The sequence below is a fragment of the Streptomyces sp. BRA346 genome, from assembly GCF_052851135.1.
The window spans coordinates 49862-63878 of the sequence record NZ_JAIWIH010000028.1 but is presented as its reverse complement, the minus strand read 5'-3'; the positions used below and the strand labels follow the sequence as shown (position 1 = coordinate 63878).

Below are 14017 nucleotides of genomic sequence, written 5' to 3'. Positions count from 1 at the left end.
TCAGGCTCCGTAGGTGAAGCGGTCGGCGCGGACGAGGTTGAGGGTGATGCGCTCGGGTTCCTGGTCGTTGGGAGGTCGGACGCGCCAGCCGGTGATGCGGGCCCAGCCGTCGTATTCGGCCCACTGGTCGTGGAGGGTGACGCGGACGTCGTCGCCGATCTGGAAGGCGCCGAGACGGGCGGCAGGGTGATCGGTGATGGTGATCTCGTTGACGTCGCCGAGGATCTGGCGGGCGGTGCGTTCCTGGCGGGCCCGGGCCGCGAGCCGGTCATTTGCCTTCTCTGCCGGGACCTCCAGGACGTGTTCAAGGCGCAGGCGGCCATCCCGCACGGCGTCGATGGCGCGGCGGCGGCCGCGGCCTTCGCCGGCGCCAAGACCGATGACGACCTGGGCGTACTCGTCGGCGTCGTACACGGCTGGGACGGTGGCGGCGAGGTTGATGCCGGAGGTGAAGGACAGGTCGGTGCGGCGGGTGCCCAGGCGCGGCCAGCCGAGCCGGACGCGACGGGCCGGTTTGCCGCCGGACCAGGTGACGGCCTCGGTCCACTCGGGCCCGCCGTCGATGCTGGTCATGTCGTCGATCACGTCGCCCAGCTTCGGGGCCTCCCACCAGTCGGTGCGATACGGCTCCGCCGGAGTGCCGGCCTTCGCCTTCGAGGTAGTGGCGTCGACGGTGACGCCGAGGTTGCCGTCGGGCTGAGCCTGGGCGTAGGCCCACACGTCGCGAATCACGCCGCAGGGGTCGGCGTACGTGTAGGGCCCGCGGCCGCCGAGGTTGCCGTGGATGTCGTGGCGGCGCTGCAGGTAGGAGGAGAAGCCGGCGGCCTCGATCGGGTACGAGCCGCCCTGCGGCTCGGCACGCCAGATGATCCCGCCCCACAGCAGGATGTGGTCCCGCTCGACATAGATGAAGGTGTTGCCCGGATCGAGGTGGCTGCCCAGCAGATGGGCGAGGCGTGGGGCGAGCGTCGCGGACAGACTGCCAGGCCCGTTGAGCTCGGGGCCGAACTCGACGTCGGACAGGGGCAGGTCCCAGGCGAGGATGTCGCCGGAGAGCGCGTGCTGGGTGAGGTACCGGTAGGCGGACATCGTCAGATGACGCCCTCGGCGAACTCGATGTCGCAGATCAGGGAAGTACCGCCATCGACGCCGAGATTCCCGGTCTCCGACTTGGACATGTACGTCTGCAGGTACAGCGACTGCGTGGTGCCACGCATCGCAGCCGGGATGGCCAGGCTGTCGGCGAGCACCGTCGTGCTGCGGCGGACGTTCTTGCCCTGGTCGTCGTCGATGATCGTGTCCTGACCCTGGACGGTGCCGAAGACCTGCTGCATATGGGCGAAGATGTCGGCGCTGTCCATCCGGAGTCCCGCGATGGTGGTAACGGCCTTGACGGTGACCGCCCAGGTGGGCACAGGGATGGACCACTTCGCTGCGGCAGGCCAGGTGTGCCACTTGTTGTCCTGGTAGACCAGGCGGGACAACGAGCCAGGGAAGGACGTGTACAGCTGACGTGTGCGGCGCGGGTTGGCGATGGACCGCAGATCCTTGACCATCGCGTCGGTGATGGTGGCCGTGTTGGCGGGGATGTCGATCCGTGCGAGCGGGATCGCGCTGGTGCCGGATGGCACGGTGGTGGCAGTGGCGGAGACGTTCGCCACGACGTGGAAGTAGCCGATGTCTTGCGTGGCCGGGTCACGGGTGCCCTCGTACTCCGGGTCCTCGATCCGCAGGCAGACCAAGTCGGATCGCGCCGAGGCGCCGGTCGGGGCGATGTCCACGATCGCGTCGCCGACGTTGTACTGCGTGTACGAGCCCTGGCCCCCGGCGGCGCCGCGCACCACCGCGGAGCCGTCCCCGATCCGTACCCCGGCGCCGGGGGTGGACAGCTGGCGGACCTTGAGATCGTTGCCCTCGGTGACGCCCTGCGAGCCGCGGGCCAGGTCGCGGATCATCATGCGCATCGCACGGGCCGGGTGAATGCCGCCGTGGACCATCATCGGCGGCTGGATCAGCGTCAACTCGTCTCCTCCTACAGTGCGGTCCAGGCAGAGCGCCAGCTCAGGGCCGCTCGGGCGGTGTTGGTGTAGTCCGAGGCCGTCCAGCGGATCTCCGACCTGCCAGATGGGATCGTGAACAGGTCCAGCCGGGAAGCCGCCGACAGGGCCGGAGCAGCGTTGCCGGACCCGTTGCGCAGCACCCAGCGGGTGCCGGGACGGGTGTCGATGTCGACGTACTCGCCGACGCCGAGAGAGAGGGAAAGCGCGAGAGTACGGCCGGTCTCGACGTGCCAGACGCGCGGGTTGGTGACGGGGCCGGTGATACGCACGGCGGGCCAGGCGGGCGCGTCGCCTTCGTTGATCACCCAGCCAGGGCGGGTGGACGGGTCCGCGGTGCCGGTGGTGATCGGTGCGACGAGTGGGGCCCGGAAGCCTTCGGCGTCGTTGGAGATGTCCAACGGCAGCGTGAGTGCCGAGGCGTCGTCTCCGTGGAAGCGGGGATCGAGGGCAGTGAACTCGATGGCGAGCGGGATCCAGCCGTGGAGCGCCTTCGCGGTGCTGGTGGCTTCCACGCCGCGCAACCGCCCGTACAGACGGCGCGTCGGGCGCCCTGGCCAGCGCAGCCGCAGTACCGTCTGGGCCCCCGCGGTTGTACGAACGGCCGGATCATCGGCAGCCTGCTGGAGCCGGGCCAGGAAGTCCAGGGCACGACCTGGATCGCGCGGTGTTCGGATGCCTGCCTCGATGCGCACCGTCCGCGCCCCGTACAGGTCGACGCCCGCGAACGCCCCATCCCCGACCGGGTTTTCCACATCCTGTGTACGGAATTCCGGCGCGCCGAGCCCTTCGACTTCGCTGACCGGAATGTCGGTGCCCGGTCCAAGAAGGACGCCGGCCACCTCGATCTGCCACTCGGCGAGCTCGGGCATCACAGCCTGCCTCCCCGCTGGGCGCCGCGCAGACGGCGCATCACCTCGGCGCCGATCTGCTGCGGGGTGGCAGAGCTGGAGGTGACGGTGACGGGCATGGTGCCGATCAGCGGCTGCTGCTCGCGCACGACTACGACCTGTACGGAACTCGCCGGACGGGCGTCGACCGTGTGCACTGGCGTCGGCGTTGTCGAGCCGTCGCGTGCGGGGGCGAGCTGGAGGCCGAAGCGCTGTGCGACATCGGAGAGCACCGCGGTCGCGGGGACGCGCTTGGCCGATGCGAGCGGGATGAACGCCTCCCCGCCCGTGCTCGCCTCTGCGAACTTGATCAATGCGGTGGGGGAGGAGTAGATGCCTGGCTCCCAGATGCCGCCGTTCGCGTAGGCCAGGCCCTTGCTCGCCTTCGCGAGGTCGGAGAGGAATCTGGTTGCGCGGGAGCCGAGGGCGGACTTGATACGGGACTGCCCGAGATCGGCGACCTCGATGACCCGGTCCTCCTCCAGGCCGGTGATGTCGGCGACCTTGTGGAGGCCGGTGGTGCTCGACTTGATCGCGGTGATGATGCTGAGCAGGTCGGCGAGGTCCTCGGCTGCGAGGGTCTTACCGGCGGCCTTCGCCGCGTCGTTGGCCTTCTTCGCCTTCTTCTTGTCCTTCACCGCGGCGGAGGCGAGCTCTTCGGCGTCCTCGTCGCCCTGCTCGGCGAGCATCGCCGCCAGGTCGCCGTAACCGAGGGCGGAGAGCTTCGCCAAGTTCTTCTCGAACGCCGACTGGTCCTTGACCGCCTGGGAGAGCTGGCGGGTGAATTCGCTCAGCGACGCCTTCGCGGTGCCGGCGAGCTTCTCCAGCTGGTTGGCCATGTCGCGGACGTATCTCGTGGTGCCGGTGGCCATCTTCCGGGTCAGCTCGACGCCGTCCTCGCCCATGGCTTCCAGCGCGTCGGCCACGTCCTGCCCGGTCCGGCGGGCCACGGTGGCCAGGTCCCTGCGCCAGCGGGATGCGCGTGATGCGGACTTGCGCAGATTCTTCTCGAACAGGCGCAGGTCGAAGACCTCGACCTCCTTGCCCCTCCTCTTCACCGTGCGCACCGACCGTGAGCGGATCGAGGAGCCGGACTCCAGCTCGGGCCCGGACTCCACTGCGTACGACCAGTCGGACAGTCCTCCTGAGGCGTACCACTCGATGGGACCGCCGCCGAGGCGCCGTACGGTCTCCTCGGCGATACGACGCGAGCGAGCGCGCTTCGAGGACGCGAGCGGGATGTACGCCTCACCGCCCGTTTCCGGCTCACCCCAGACACGCCACGAGCCGGCCGGGGCGATCTGCGCGACGTGGTTCTCGCGCCGTACGCCGCCATCGGCGAAGTAGTCGACGACCGCGCCGTCGGCTCGGCGCTGGATGGCGTCGGGCACGCCGTTGCCGTCCGTGTCCCAGGAGGTGGGCCTGAGGAAGATACCGACGCCGATGTTCCGGCCGCTGATGTTGTTGATCGCGCTCTGGATGGTGCCGACCGAGGTGAGGGGCGGTTGCACCGGCACGCTGACGTCGGCTTTGCCGTCCGGCAAGGTGCGGATTTTGAAGCCGAGGTCCTCCAGAGCCTTGCGGGCGGCGCCGGTCGGGGCGCTGATGGTGACCGTCTTCGCGTTCGGTGTGGCACGCAGCTTGGCCTGCATCGCTTGCAAGGAGGCGAGCGCACCCTTGGCCGCGGCGCTGAGCTTGATGTTCTTCCTCCCCGGCACCGCGCCGAGCTGGTCGATCAGTGCCTTCAGGGAGCCGCGGGCGCCCTTCGTCGGAGCCGTGATCTTGATTTCGCGCGTGCCGGGGACGGTCTTCACGGTGAAGCCGAGATCCTTGAGCTCCCTCTGGGCATCCTCGCTGAGCGAGTCCACACGGATCGTGGTCGCCTTCGGCAGCCGGTCGAACTCGGCCTGGACGGCAAGGAGGTCGGCAAGCGTGGAGTCCATGCCCTTGGTCTCCAGCAGCAGCGACACCTTCGACGGCATCAGGCCGAGGCTGTCGGCGACCGCCTCCGCCTGCTCGCGGGTGAGCCCATAGCCCTGGGCTGCCTTGATCGCGGCTGTCCGGGCCTTGTCCATCTGGGCGCGGGCCGCGGCCAGGGACTCGGGCAGCGATGTGCCGTTCTCCTGAGCGAGGGCGTATGCCGAAACGGCTGCGTCGGCGGCCGCGTCGCTCAAAGACGTCAGGGACTGGTAGAGCTGCTGGCCGTTGTGGGTGGCGGTGTTCAGCGTGCCGTTGTTGTTCAGCAGCGCCTTGCCGAAGCCGTCGGCCTTGTCGATCCCGTTGGCCAGGGCCTCGTTCACGTCGAGGATGGCGCTGTTCACGCGTGCCTCGGCGGCCTGGAGGGAGATGCTGCCACCGGAGAGGAGGTCGAGGGCGTCCTTGAGGGCACGGGTCCGGGTGTCGGCGTCGGCGGTCTTGTCGGCGAGTGCGCCAACAGCCGTCTTGAGCCGGTCGTATGCGCTCTCACCGTCCTTCGTGTCGCTACTGGCGTCGGCGAGGCGCTTGGAGTTCTTGATGGACTCGGCCATCTCGCCCTTGACCTCGCCGAGCGCATCCGCGGCGATCTTGGCCCTCAGCCCGGTGTCGTTGTACGACTTCGCCGCGCCGCCCTGCGTCGCGATCCACTCGACATTCGCCTCGGCGGTCGCGTTCAGCTGTTTCTGAAGGCTCTCCAGCGATTGGCCCTGCCCCAGGTAGACGTCAGTGAGCTCGGTCATCGAGACCCCGGCGCGCTCCATGACGTCGGCGAGCTTCTCCTTGCCGTCGCGGACCTTGGTGTCCAGCAGTGTCTGGGCAGCGGCGCGGCGCACGTTGTCGTCGATGACGCCGCCCGACTCGCGCAGCGCGTCGGTCAGGGTGCTCACCCGCTGCTGGTGCTCGGCCGCCGCGCGGGCCGCCTTCTCCTGCTGGGAGGCGAGAAGCCCGAGCCCGAGGGTGACGCCGACCATTGCGGCACCCCACGGGCCACCCATGAACCCGATCAGCCCGGACATCGCACCGCGCAGCCCCACGCCTGCCGCGCGGGCCATACCGGTGAGCGTGCCGGTGAAGCCGGCAGCCGGGCCCAGCGCGCTGCGGAAGGCGGCGCTCATCTGGCCGACGACCGGCACGCGGGCCTGCAGCACCGCGAATGCCGCACCCAGCCGTCCCATCGACGTACCGGTCGCGGTCGCGATGAGCTGTGCGGCCCGCATCTGCGCATTGAGGCTCTGCCACGCGCCGGTGAGCCGCCCGCCGACAGTCGAGACGAGCCCGCTCAGGGCGGGTGCGATCCGCCGGGCGAGGAACATCGCGGCGATCGCGCTCTGCACCGGCCCGGGAAGAGCGGCGAACGCGCGCACCACGGCGCCCACGGTTTCACCGACCGGCACCAGGACGGCCGACAGCCCGGCCACGGCGGACAGCGCGAGGTTCGCGGTGAGGACGAGGATGTCCAGGGCGTTGGCCGCGCCACCGGAGCCGGACTCAAGCTCACCGAGAGCACCGGCGATGGGGGTCACGCCCCGGGCGAGGTTGTCCAGGACGTCACCGAGCGCGCGGGCCGCGTTGATCAGTAGATTCAGCCCGGACGCCAGGGCGTCCTCCCCGAGTTTCTGGAGCGGACCGACAAGCTGTTCCGCCTTGTCGATGAGCCCGCCCAGGCCCTGCTGAGCCCGGTTCCTGAGCTCCGGCCCGTACAGGGTGGCCAGGTCCTGCCCGTACTCGATGGCGGCGACGAGGTACGGCGTCGCGTTGGACATCCCGCGGGTCATGAGCCGGGTCACGTACTCCAGGCCCGGCGCCATCGCGTCGTACAGCGCGAGCCCGGTCTGCCGCGTCTGCTTCCGCAGCAGCGTCATGGCGCCCGCCAGCCCCTGACCGCGGGCCGCGGTGATCTGCGCGGCCGCACCCGTCTCCCGTACGGCGAGGTTGAGCGCGTCGAAGGACTCCGTGCCCTGGTGGGCCAGCGCGATGGCCCCCGACATGGCGGGCTTGCCCATCGCCTTCTTCACCGCGGCAGTGAAGTCCTGTTGGGACATCTCGTGCTGGGCGCGGCTCAGCCCCTCGATCACGTACCGGAGGCCCTTGAACCGTCCCTGCGCGTCCCACGCCTCGATGCCGAGGGCTTGCAGGCCCTCGCGCATCTCCTTGGTGGGCGCGGCCAGGTTGGCCATCATGCCGCGCAGCGCCGTACCGGCCGTCTGTCCGAGGATGCCCGCCTTGCCGAGCATGCCGACCGCGCTGGCCGCGTCCTCCATGCTCACGCCGAGGCCGGCGGCGACCGGACCGGCGTACCGCATCGCGTAGTAGATGTCGATGATGCCGCCGGAGGCGTTGTTCGCAGTGGCGGCCAGGATGTCGGAGGCGCGTGCGGCCTGGTCGGCGCCGAGTCCGAACTGGTCCATGATGTCGCCGAGGTAGCGGGCCGAGTCGGCCGCGTTCACCCCGGCGGCGGAGGCGAGCTGGAGCGAGGCGCGGGTCGCGGTGACGGCCTGGTCGGTGCGGAAGCCGGCCTTCGCGAGCTCCACCATCGCCTCCGCGGCATCGGCCGCCGTGGTGGTTGGCAGGGTCAGGTCGTTGCCGAGCTGGTTGGCCATCCAGGCGGCGCGCTGCATCTGCCCGGCGGTGGCTCCGGTGACCGCCTGGAAGAGGTTCATCTGCCGCTGGTAGCGGTTGCCCTCCTCGATGAGCTCGCCGGTGCCCAGGACCAGCGCCCCTCCGGCGAGGAGACGGGAGAGCGCGCCGGCCTGCTGACCAGCGCCCCGGAGGGAGCGCTCCAGCACGCCCGCATCGCTGCCCGCGCGGCGCAGACGGTTGCCGGTTTGTCCGCCTCGGGTTCCGAGAGTTCCGAGGCGGGATGCGGCCGCGTGGGCTTGCGCGCCCAGAGCGTCGATCTGCCGGGCGGTGCGTCGGCTGGAGGCGTCCAGCGAGGCGAGGCGGCGGTCGAGCTCGCGGGTGCGACGGCCCAAGTCCCGGGCGGCATCGGCAGCCGAACGGAACCCGGCGATCAGGCTGTTGGCCTGTGCCGTCAACTGGACGGTGAGGTTGTACGTCGCCATCCGATCGGCTCACCGCCCCGTCGGCGGGTCGGGCTCGCTGGTCTGGTCTTCGTGGTGCAGCGCCTCGTACACCTGCCGGGGGAGCAGCGTGATCTTGATGCCGTAGCCCGTCCGGCCCTCAGGCACCTGGTCCCGCTCCTGGGCGATCAGCTCGCATCCCGGGCAGCGCACGGTGTCGGTCACATAGGCGTGCCGGTGGCCGCCCTTCGCCGGATCCCACTCGTCGGCACGCGTGCGGCACTCAGGGCAGAGAGCACGCTGCCACTGCCGCCAGGCCACGGCCTTGGCCCGGTCAAGTTCGCTCCACCGGCCGTCCCCGCCAAGGAGCTGTGAGTGGGGGATGCCGTACCGCTCGCACAGCTCCAGCTCCGTCCGCAGCCGCGGGTCGGCCGTCAGCCTTTTCCCAGACCGGCCAGGTCGGTCGCCCGGTCGGCGCGGGCCTCTTGCTGCACCTCCCAGGCTGTCTCCCACAGGGCGTTCGCGTCCGGCGCCGACCACGTATCCAGCAGCTCGCGGGCCTCGGCCTCGCTCATTCCGTCCGTACTGGAGGCGGCGATCAGCGCGGCCGGAAAGGTGTCGGGGTTGAACGCCGCACCGTCGGCTGCCTGCTGGTCGGTCGGTGGATGCGTGTGGAGGAGTTCCTCGAGGACTGGGCGCGGCAGCGCGCGGAAAGTAAGGAAGACGGACGCCTCGCGCAGGGCCTCGACCGCCGCCTCGTACCGTTGGGCCGCCTCCGCCGCCCGCTTGGCGAAGACGCCGTTGTCCGCGTCGCTCTCGGCCAGCAGCCGGGCTCGGTCGGCCGCTCGCTTGGCCTCGTTGTGGGTTTCGCGCAACGCCGCGTCGTCGTAGATCCGCAGAACGCGCTCCGGCAAGGAACGGCGGCGCAGCCGCTCCATCTTCTTCTCCCAGGCGGCATCCTGGGGCCTCGCCGCCGCCATCAGGCAGCACCCTTGCCGGTTCCGGTGGCGGTCGCAGCCGACGGAACGGGAGCGTCGAGCGTCGGCGGCGAGGTGATGGTGAAGACGGCCTGGAACTTCGCGGCCTCGTTGCCCGCGTTGTACTGCGCGGTGCGCGACGCGACCTGGACGGGGAAGGCGTCCATCGACTTCGAGCCGGGGATGTCGCCCTTGCGCAGGAACACCACGTAGCCGGTGGCGCCCTTGGGGAGCAGCATCTCCATGTCGTCGTGGAACTGGTCTTCGTAGAAGGTGAGCGAGGAGTTGTCGGCCTTGTCGTTACCCGGGATGGACGGGGTGAACGTCGACGCCATGTCCGGCGTCTCGATGGCCTCGTTCGTCAGCGACCAGCCGTCGACGTCACTGATCGCCTCGGTCAGGTCGGTGGCGTTCGGCGTCGAGATTTCCGCACGGGTCGGAATCAGGTCGGCGGAGGCGATGCTCTTCAGCCAGAGGATCTTGGTGATACCGCGCCGCATGAAGCGCTGCTGAGCCACGGGGCACTCCTGGATGGGTGCTGCGCCGGGCTCGTCGGCCGGGCGTCCGCGTGGCTCCGCGGTGAGATGGCATAGATCAGGCGGTGGGCGTCACGGTGATCGTGAACCGCTGCACGTAGGTAACGATAGTGCCCTGCGAGCCGTCAACCGGATCTCCAGCGGCGTCGTGGGTCAATTCCCGGTCGATCACCCGCATTCCGTCACCGACAGGGATCTGCACCCGCCAGCCGCTTGAGGCGCGGTCGAAGAGTGCCGCGCGGACTCGGTCGCTGAGCCACTGAACCTGATCCGTTCGCTCGCCGACGCTGGTCACCTGGTACGTCCACGTCGCATCGGCCTGCCAGTCGGTGAACGCCGGCCCGGAGAACTCGCCGGGCAGGCTGTCCAGGATCAGGTAGGGGAAGCCCGGGGGCTTCCCGGCCGCGCCCCGTGGCAGCACGCCGAGCCCACACGGCCGACCGGTGTCGACGGTCAGTGCTTCGACGAGTGCCCGGGTCAGGGGAAGCCGAGGCGGACTCATCGCGGCAGGACCCCTGTGCGCAGGGCCTCCCGGAATCCTGGCTCGGTCTGACGGAACGCGGGCTCGATGTGCGGGTACGGCGGCTGCCGGTACTGCCGCCCCAGCCGGTCGACGCCGACGAAGCCGTACTCCAGCCGTCGCGATTGCGGAGCCTCCGTGAACACCACCGCGCTCACCTGGCCACCTGCCACGGACACCTTCACATCCCACGACGCGCGGTACTGCCCGGTGATGACGTTCGGCCCAGGCCGTCCGGAGGCGTTCTTCTGGATCCGGACCCTCAGCAGCATCGCGTGGTGCCGGGTGATCGCCCGCGTACGAGCGCGGACAGCTGCCCCCATCCCCGACAGTGCCGCTGCGAGCTCGATCGGGTCCCGGAACGTGGCGGCCTCGGGATGGGCATTGGGGTGTGGATTCACCGCCATCAGCCGAGCACCTCCAGCCGCACGACTCGGACCACGGCGAACGTCCCCACTTCCGTCTCGGCCACCCGGAACCGTCGTCCAGCTAACTGGGCATCCCGCTCCGATGCCTTCACGACCAGGACGTCGTCCAACTGCGCTTTTGGTGAAGACAACGGGAGCAGAGCCTGGTAGCCCGTCGTCGCAGGCAATACGGCGGTAGTGCCGCCCACGGGCGGCGAGGCCACCAGTTGCCCGGACTTCACCACGGCGCCCGGACCGTTCCACACGGGCGTCGCCAACCTCCCGCCGGGCTTGAGCTCACCTGTCTGCTCGTCGAGCACGTCACCTACGTGGCCGTCGGCGTCACGCCACAACTCAAGCTCGTCGCCGAGCATCTTCTCCACGACCCGGCGTACGCCCGACAGATCAAGCCCCACGAGCCCACTCCGCCAACTGCCGCAGCACCGCCGCGGTCCCTCCGCCCGGGACGTTCTCCAGATCCATCCGGGCCAGCGCCGCGCGCTCCAGCTCCAGTGGATCCAGCGCTTCGAGAAACGCGACTGCCGCGTTTCCGGGCTCCGGAGGGACACCGACCTCGACGCGCGCCAAGGTGTCCAGCTGAGTCGGCCACGTCGTCGTGGGACGAAGGTGCAGCACCACACGTGGCAGATCGTGCGGATCAGCGTGCATGTCGACGGCTGCGACGTGGGCAGTTACATCACGCTCATCCATTGCCACAGCATACGAGTGGCCGTCGAAGGTCATCTGAAAGCGAATTGGCGTCGTCATCGGCGGAGCCTAAACCCGGATCAGGCGGGTGCCCACTGTTCTCGGTTCGCGCTCCTGCGACTGTCAGAGCTGTCGCTTACTGTTCACGTCATGGCGATGACGGACATAACCCGTAGGGAAGTCGAACAAGCTATGGTCGAGTGCGACCTGCTGGGCCGCGACCACTTCCTTCAACGTTACGGGTTCAGGCGTGCTCTTCGCTATCTGGTGGCCCATGACGGCAAGCTCTACGACTCCAAAGCGATTGTCGGTGCTGCGCATGGCTTTCTGCCTGGCCAGCGGCCCCTGACGTGGAAACAGCTCTCCGGGGGAGCGAAGCACGCCGCCCGACTCCTCACGAGGCTCGACTTCATCGTGGAAGACAGTGGAGCGGCTACTCTCCACGAAGACCTGATCGACCGCATCTCCAACCTCAGGGTGAACCGCGCATCCGGGCAGCCCGCCTTGTACCAACCGATCACGTTGCTGTGGGCTTTTGGCCGCGCCCGCCGCGGTGAAGCCCGACTGCTGTCCTGGAGCGCGGCCGAAGACGCCATCAAGGCGCTTCTGGAACGCCACGGCATGCGGGGAGAGCGGCCGCGGCCCGACTATCCCATCGCAGCCCTGCACCACGCCGGTCTCTGGGAACTACACGGACACACCGGCTCGGTGCCCACCGCCAGGGGCGACAGCAAGCTGCGGCGCTGGTTCGCCGAACAACACCCGGCTGGGGGCCTCCCAGAACCCGTGTACAACCTCGTACGCCATTCAGCAGACACTCGCCTCACCGCGATCGACAAGTTGCTCAGCACCTTCTTCCAGGGTCTCGAGTACGGTCCGCTGCTCACTGACACTGGCCTTTACGACGACAACGTGGCTGATGACGGCCTCGACGCAGGTGAGCAGGACGATGCGTGGAAGCGGTCGCTGAACGTTGCCGCACAGTATGAGCGTTGGTGCCGGATTGTCGACCATCGTGAGAACGAGAACCGAGGCAGGCGTGTTACGCGCACCTCGTACAACCCCATACGTTCCGGTTCAGCCCGCAGAGCCGTTCTGCATCGCAGCCGGGGCCGCTGCGAGAACCCCAACTGCACAGGTCAGCCGACCGACGTTACCGACGACGGCCAGCCGATACTTGAGGTTGATCACGTAATGGACCTTGCCCTTGGTGGGCGTGATCACCCGAGTCAGATGGTCGCACTCTGTCCCAACTGCCATGCCCTCAAGACCCGTGGAAGCAAGCGTGAAGAGCTTCGCGCGACCCTGCTCGAAGTGGCTAGGGAGCGCCACACAGCCCTGCGCGCTGCTGAGGAGGCTGAATGACCGACGGCAAACTGGTCCGCGACCGCATCCCGGAGATCATCCGTGATGGCGGCCATCTGCCTGTCGTGTACGTGGCGGAACCACAGGAGTACCGGCAGCGGCTGCGAGACAAGCTTTGCGAGGAGGTGACCGAGTTCCTGGATGCGAACCAGGCTGATGCACCGGAAGAGCTAGCAGACGTCCTCGAAGTCGTGTACGCCTTGGCAACGGACCTGGGCCTGGCCGAGGGAGATCTGGAAGCGCTCAGAGTCCGGAAGGCAGCCCAACGCGGCGGCTTTACCTGCCGCTACGTCTGGACGTGCAACGGCTAGAAAGCGCGTAGTGGTTACCCTTCGGAGTGGCCGTGACTGACGTGCCGAATGAACACCCCGAATGACTTCGGGGTAACGAAGAGAAGCGGCCCGTGTGGCTCCTTGCTGTCGCGGATCGCGACGGCAGCGTACGCCGTGTCGGTGAGGTCGGCGATCTCCACGCAGTCGTTCGCGCCCCCGCTGTAGGAGCTCTTGCGCCACCGCGCGCCGGAGAGGTCGGTGACGCGCAGTGCGGGGTGGGGCCTGCTCACGAACGTAGCTCCTTGCTGATCTGTGCGATGCGGGTGCGGGTCTCCGACGGTCCGAGGGCGCACGCCCGCAGGTGGTCGTAGACCTCGTTGTAGTGGTCCACGTCGTCGGCCGTCTCCAGGTATACCGAGTTCCTCGGGTTCTCCAGCCACACCAGATCCGGCGTGGGGTCGGTGAACGTGAGGATCACGAAGGGACCGTACAGCCCCGGGTGGGCGCCGAGGGAGAACGGGAGCAGCTGAACCGTGACGTTCGGCTGCTCGCTCGCGGTCAGCAGCTTGTTGAGCTGGTCCCGCATCACCGATTCGGAACCGACCGTCCGTCGTACCACGGCCTCGTCGAGGATCGCCCAGAGCTTCGCGGGCTGGTCGCCGTCAAGACGGCTGCTCTGGCGCTCGATGCGGACTTTGACCAGTGCCTCGACCTGCTGGGGCGTGAGATCCATCCGCATCCGCGAGATGACGGCTCGGGCATAGTCCTCGGTCTGCAGCAGGCCAGGCACCAGCATCGGCTGGTAGCTGGACAGCGAGACCGCTCCGGCCTCGAGCGCGAGATAGCCGTCGTACTGGGTCGGGGTGAGCACGGTCGAGTACTTCCGCCACCAGGGCTTCCGTTGCTCCTTGTCCGCCCGAACGAGGTCGAGGACGTCGGCGCGTACCGCTGGGTCGTCGATCCCGTAGCAGTCCATCAGGGCCTTGACCAAGAGAGGTGTGGTGCCCCGGTCGCCGTTCTCGATGCGGCTCAGTGAGCCTTGGTTGACCTCGATGCGCTCGGCCACCTCCGCCAGCGTGAGACCGCTTGCCTCTCGCAGTTCCTTGAGCCGGGAGGCGAGTTGGCGGCGGTAGACGGACTGCGGGACGAGGCTCCGCTTCAAGGCCATGCCGGAAGTCTGTCCGTTCGTTCGGCTTTCAGGCAAGCCGAGTTGGGAAAGTTTCCCAGTTTTCTTGCCTGAGGAGAGGGGAAGTAGGCATCCTGCCTGGGAGTTACGACGTGTGTGCCT

The 14017-nt window shown here is 68.8% G+C and carries 15 protein-coding genes; 2 read left to right on the top strand and 13 right to left on the bottom strand.

The genetic code is table 11. From position 1 onward, the window contains the following. The 11 genes from LCH29_RS29860 to LCH29_RS29810 form a co-directional block, all read right to left on the bottom strand. Entirely contained in the window at nucleotides 1-1089 is a 1089-nt protein-coding gene (locus LCH29_RS29860) for a hypothetical protein (RefSeq protein ID WP_446464808.1), read from the bottom strand. Between the two features lie 2 nt (nucleotides 1090-1091). Further along, on the bottom strand, nucleotides 1092-2021 hold the full coding sequence (locus LCH29_RS29855) for a hypothetical protein (protein WP_446464807.1): 930 nt from the start codon (nucleotides 2019-2021) through the stop codon (nucleotides 1092-1094). Nucleotides 2022-2032: 11 nt separating this feature from the next. Further along, complete coding sequence (locus LCH29_RS29850) at nucleotides 2033-2929, bottom strand: phage distal tail protein (protein WP_446464806.1); 897 nt, start codon at nucleotides 2927-2929, stop codon at nucleotides 2033-2035. Then, nucleotides 2929-7986: a phage tail tape measure protein gene (locus LCH29_RS29845; RefSeq protein ID WP_446464805.1), complete on the bottom strand. Its 5058-nt coding sequence runs from the start codon at nucleotides 7984-7986 to the stop codon at nucleotides 2929-2931. The genes LCH29_RS29850 and LCH29_RS29845 overlap by 1 nt, the downstream gene beginning before the upstream one ends. Before the next feature lie 9 nt (nucleotides 7987-7995). Continuing rightward, entirely contained in the window at nucleotides 7996-8169 is a 174-nt protein-coding gene (locus LCH29_RS29840; RefSeq protein ID WP_446464804.1) for a hypothetical protein, read from the bottom strand. A 209-nt stretch (nucleotides 8170-8378) separates the two neighbouring features. Continuing rightward, nucleotides 8379-8924 (bottom strand): hypothetical protein, encoded by a 546-nt coding sequence (locus LCH29_RS29835; protein ID WP_446464803.1) that lies wholly within the window; start codon nucleotides 8922-8924, stop codon nucleotides 8379-8381. Further along, nucleotides 8924-9439: a phage tail tube protein gene (locus LCH29_RS29830; protein ID WP_446464802.1), complete on the bottom strand. Its 516-nt coding sequence runs from the start codon at nucleotides 9437-9439 to the stop codon at nucleotides 8924-8926. Before LCH29_RS29830 ends, LCH29_RS29835 begins: the two co-directional genes overlap by 1 nt. 76 nt (nucleotides 9440-9515) lie before the next feature. Continuing rightward, nucleotides 9516-9959 carry a hypothetical protein gene (locus LCH29_RS29825; RefSeq protein WP_446464801.1) on the bottom strand — a complete coding sequence of 148 codons (444 nt, stop codon included), beginning with the start codon at nucleotides 9957-9959 and terminating at the stop codon, nucleotides 9516-9518. Continuing rightward, the gene (locus LCH29_RS29820; RefSeq protein WP_446464800.1) at nucleotides 9956-10384 is read right to left on the bottom strand and encodes an HK97 gp10 family phage protein; all 429 of its coding nucleotides are present in this window, start codon (nucleotides 10382-10384) and stop codon (nucleotides 9956-9958) included. The genes LCH29_RS29825 and LCH29_RS29820 overlap by 4 nt, the downstream gene beginning before the upstream one ends. Next, on the bottom strand, nucleotides 10384-10800 hold the full coding sequence (locus LCH29_RS29815) for a DUF6093 family protein (RefSeq protein ID WP_446464799.1): 417 nt from the start codon (nucleotides 10798-10800) through the stop codon (nucleotides 10384-10386). The genes LCH29_RS29820 and LCH29_RS29815 overlap by 1 nt, the downstream gene beginning before the upstream one ends. After that, nucleotides 10790-11152, bottom strand: coding sequence for a hypothetical protein (locus LCH29_RS29810; protein ID WP_446464798.1), 363 nt, complete (start codon nucleotides 11150-11152; stop codon nucleotides 10790-10792). The genes LCH29_RS29815 and LCH29_RS29810 overlap by 11 nt, the downstream gene beginning before the upstream one ends. 90 nt (nucleotides 11153-11242) lie before the next feature. Here LCH29_RS29810 and LCH29_RS29805 point away from each other — a divergent pair, with 90 nt between their 5' ends. Next, nucleotides 11243-12457, top strand: a complete 1215-nt coding sequence (locus tag LCH29_RS29805; protein WP_446464797.1) for an HNH endonuclease — start codon at nucleotides 11243-11245, stop codon at nucleotides 12455-12457. Then, nucleotides 12454-12768 carry a nucleoside triphosphate pyrophosphohydrolase gene (locus LCH29_RS29800; protein WP_446464796.1) on the top strand — a complete coding sequence of 105 codons (315 nt, stop codon included), beginning with the start codon at nucleotides 12454-12456 and terminating at the stop codon, nucleotides 12766-12768. Before LCH29_RS29805 ends, LCH29_RS29800 begins: the two co-directional genes overlap by 4 nt. Before the next feature lie 14 nt (nucleotides 12769-12782). Here LCH29_RS29800 and LCH29_RS29795 read toward each other — a convergent pair whose 3' ends face one another. Both LCH29_RS29795 and LCH29_RS29790 read right to left on the bottom strand, forming a co-directional pair. Next, on the bottom strand, nucleotides 12783-13019 hold the full coding sequence (locus LCH29_RS29795; protein ID WP_446464795.1) for a DUF397 domain-containing protein: 237 nt from the start codon (nucleotides 13017-13019) through the stop codon (nucleotides 12783-12785). Further along, on the bottom strand, nucleotides 13016-13897 hold the full coding sequence (locus LCH29_RS29790) for a helix-turn-helix domain-containing protein (RefSeq protein WP_446464794.1): 882 nt from the start codon (nucleotides 13895-13897) through the stop codon (nucleotides 13016-13018). The genes LCH29_RS29795 and LCH29_RS29790 overlap by 4 nt, the downstream gene beginning before the upstream one ends. Nucleotides 13898-14017 lie beyond the last annotated feature (120 nt).

Excerpts from the sequence above, each read along its gene's own strand:
- LCH29_RS29810 (WP_446464798.1), bottom strand. The coding sequence starts at position 11,152 with ATGACGACGCCAATTCGCTTTCAGATGACCTTCGACGGCCACTCGTAT.
- LCH29_RS29850 (WP_446464806.1), bottom strand. The coding sequence starts at position 2,929 with ATGCCCGAGCTCGCCGAGTGGCAGATCGAGGTGGCCGGCGTCCTTCTT.
- LCH29_RS29845 (WP_446464805.1), bottom strand. The coding sequence starts at position 7,986 with ATGGCGACGTACAACCTCACCGTCCAGTTGACGGCACAGGCCAACAGC.
- LCH29_RS29825 (WP_446464801.1), bottom strand. The coding sequence starts at position 9,959 with ATGAGTCCGCCTCGGCTTCCCCTGACCCGGGCACTCGTCGAAGCACTG.
- LCH29_RS29790 (WP_446464794.1), bottom strand. The coding sequence starts at position 13,897 with ATGGCCTTGAAGCGGAGCCTCGTCCCGCAGTCCGTCTACCGCCGCCAA.
- LCH29_RS29800 (WP_446464796.1), top strand. The coding sequence starts at position 12,454 with ATGACCGACGGCAAACTGGTCCGCGACCGCATCCCGGAGATCATCCGT.
- LCH29_RS29805 (WP_446464797.1), top strand. The coding sequence starts at position 11,243 with ATGGCGATGACGGACATAACCCGTAGGGAAGTCGAACAAGCTATGGTC.
- LCH29_RS29820 (WP_446464800.1), bottom strand. The coding sequence starts at position 10,384 with ATGGCGGTGAATCCACACCCCAATGCCCATCCCGAGGCCGCCACGTTC.
- LCH29_RS29860 (WP_446464808.1), bottom strand. The coding sequence starts at position 1,089 with ATGTCCGCCTACCGGTACCTCACCCAGCACGCGCTCTCCGGCGACATC.
- LCH29_RS29835 (WP_446464803.1), bottom strand. The coding sequence starts at position 8,924 with ATGGCGGCGGCGAGGCCCCAGGATGCCGCCTGGGAGAAGAAGATGGAG.